Below are 1,880 nucleotides of genomic sequence, written 5' to 3'. Positions count from 1 at the left end.
GCGGTTTGCCGCAGGTGATCAGGACAGACAACGGCAAGGAGTTTTGCGGAAAAGCGATGGTGGCGTGGGCTCACGAGAAGGGAATTGCCCTGCGCCTGATCGAGCCGGGGAAGCCGAACCAAAACGCTTACGTTGAGTCCTTCAACGGGCGGCTGCGCGATGAATTTCTGAACGAGCCTTGGTTCCCGACGTTGCTCCATGCCAGGACCAGTATCGAAAGCTGGCGGCGTGACTACAACGAAGAACGGCCTAAGCGGGCTCTTGGCGGGCTGACGGCCGCCCAGTACGCCGCACAGTTGGCTGGAAAGAGAGATGCCATCAGCACCGGACTCTAAACCCGCCCACTACTCAAGCCGGGGGGACGTCGCTGCTATACAAGCACGGGGGCGTGCATGACGGAGGCTGAGTTTGAACAGGCGTGGAAAGGGGAGCCAAGTCGGGTCCTGAACACGATAGGAAGCCCGTTGGGGACTGTCGCAGACGCCTTGAATGGAGATTTCAAGGGCATGATTGTGGGCGCGGTGATGTCCCGTGCCCCGGGCGGAAAGAGCGGGGTCAAGGCGGCAGGCTTCTTTGTCCGATTTGGAAAGGGCGCAGAGAGCGCTGAGTCGCTTGCAGCTCAAGCCGTCAAGGCGGAGAAAGCCGGGTTTCCGCATGGGGTTTCGGTCAAAGCGCAGGAGAGGGGGAGTGCGGCAGATAGAGTCAAACACCGGGTTGCCGATCAGGCGGAGGCAAAGAGCGCGTTCAATACACCTCAATCCGGGAACAATCCGAACCACCATACTGTGGAACACCCCAGGCCAGTAACGGAGAAAGTGGCTGAGAAGTTCAATGAGGTTTACAAGTGAAGATCGAATTGATTGTGGAATGGTACGACGGTGAGTTGCAGCAAGTCATGGAAGATGGTGGTCGATACTTCTACGCCATCTGCGTGGAGGCGGACTTCAGCAAACCCTTGCAGGATAGAGTCTACTTCGTGATCAATATTCTTGCGCGGGAAAAGCATGTGATTGAACGCTTTCTCGCTGACGCAGACATGGATGGCCTTGATCGTCTGCTGCGCGATGAATTGTACGGTCGCCGAGGTTCGATTTTCTCGGGGGATCCAAACGATTGGAGGGTGGAGTCGGCTGATTTCAGTATTGAGCCCGCCCCCTATCTTAAGTTCTTCGCGTTTCCAGTCGTCGATGTATTGGTGGCCTGAATCTGTGGATAGCGGCGTCGTTGTGGGTAATCCCCGCCCCGCAGGTCAACCAAAGCAGCGGTATATGGATCCGTATTCGGGTGTGTTCCTGCCGGTGGATCCGGTGTCCCCCACCCGCAATCGAGGGTGTTGAATGAACCGCGCTCTGATGCTTGCGCTGGCCTTGTCCAGTGCCTCGTGCCGCGCCGATGAAGAACTTCCCGGGCGTTGCCAGGGGGCAAGCAGCCCGGTGGAGTCCATTGCGCCGGCCGTTCCCAACGCGACTGAGAGGCAGGTACGCGGCTCTGTCGTGGTGTCCGTTGTCGTTGAAGAGAATGAGCGGGTGACAAATCCTGTCATCACACGGTCCCAGCTTGGAGGGCTGGATTGGGGAGGGGGGCGACAATGCTGCTTATGAGCACGCAGCTCTGGTTGCTGTGGCGAAATTGCGTTTCCCGCCGGTTCTGTCTCGCTGTACGAGGAAGGTTACATTCGACTTCCAGCGTCTGGATTGATTCAACGCGGGTCGGCTGGAGGGAGGCTTGAAGTTGATAGAGCCTATGCAGCAGGTGTAATGACCCACCGTTTTCTGCTCAGGTCATGCGGTTAATGTAGCGGCATGAGCCGCGTCTGGGGTCATCATCTTCAGCGCCTGATGTGGGCGCTGTTGGTTGTAGAAGCCAATCCAGTCGCCAAT

General features: G+C 57.8%; 4 protein-coding genes. 3 read left to right on the top strand and 1 reads right to left on the bottom strand.

All coding sequences use genetic code 11. The features are described 5' to 3' along the window. The 3 genes from OC534_RS19230 to OC534_RS19220 form a co-directional block, all read left to right on the top strand. Positions 1-335: integrase core domain-containing protein (locus OC534_RS19230; RefSeq protein ID WP_262072413.1), on the top strand; the 335-nt coding region annotated here is incomplete at its 5' end. Between the two features lie 57 nt (positions 336-392). Continuing rightward, positions 393-848 (top strand): hypothetical protein, encoded by a 456-nt coding sequence (locus OC534_RS19225; RefSeq protein ID WP_262072412.1) that lies wholly within the window; start codon positions 393-395, stop codon positions 846-848. Then, positions 845-1,204 carry a hypothetical protein gene (locus OC534_RS19220; RefSeq protein ID WP_262072411.1) on the top strand — a complete coding sequence of 120 codons (360 nt, stop codon included), beginning with the start codon at positions 845-847 and terminating at the stop codon, positions 1,202-1,204. The genes OC534_RS19225 and OC534_RS19220 overlap by 4 nt, the downstream gene beginning before the upstream one ends. Positions 1,205-1,781: 577 nt before the next feature. On the opposite strand, the gene OC534_RS19215 is transcribed toward OC534_RS19220, so the two are convergent. Further along, positions 1,782-1,880: an integrase core domain-containing protein gene (locus tag OC534_RS19215; RefSeq protein WP_262072365.1), complete on the bottom strand. Its 99-nt coding sequence runs from the start codon at positions 1,878-1,880 to the stop codon at positions 1,782-1,784.

The organism is Stenotrophomonas sp. Marseille-Q5258 (assembly GCF_946900935.1).
GTDB lineage: Bacteria > Pseudomonadota > Gammaproteobacteria > Xanthomonadales > Xanthomonadaceae > Stenotrophomonas > Stenotrophomonas nematodicola.
This window is presented reverse-complemented; position numbering and strand designations above follow the sequence as displayed.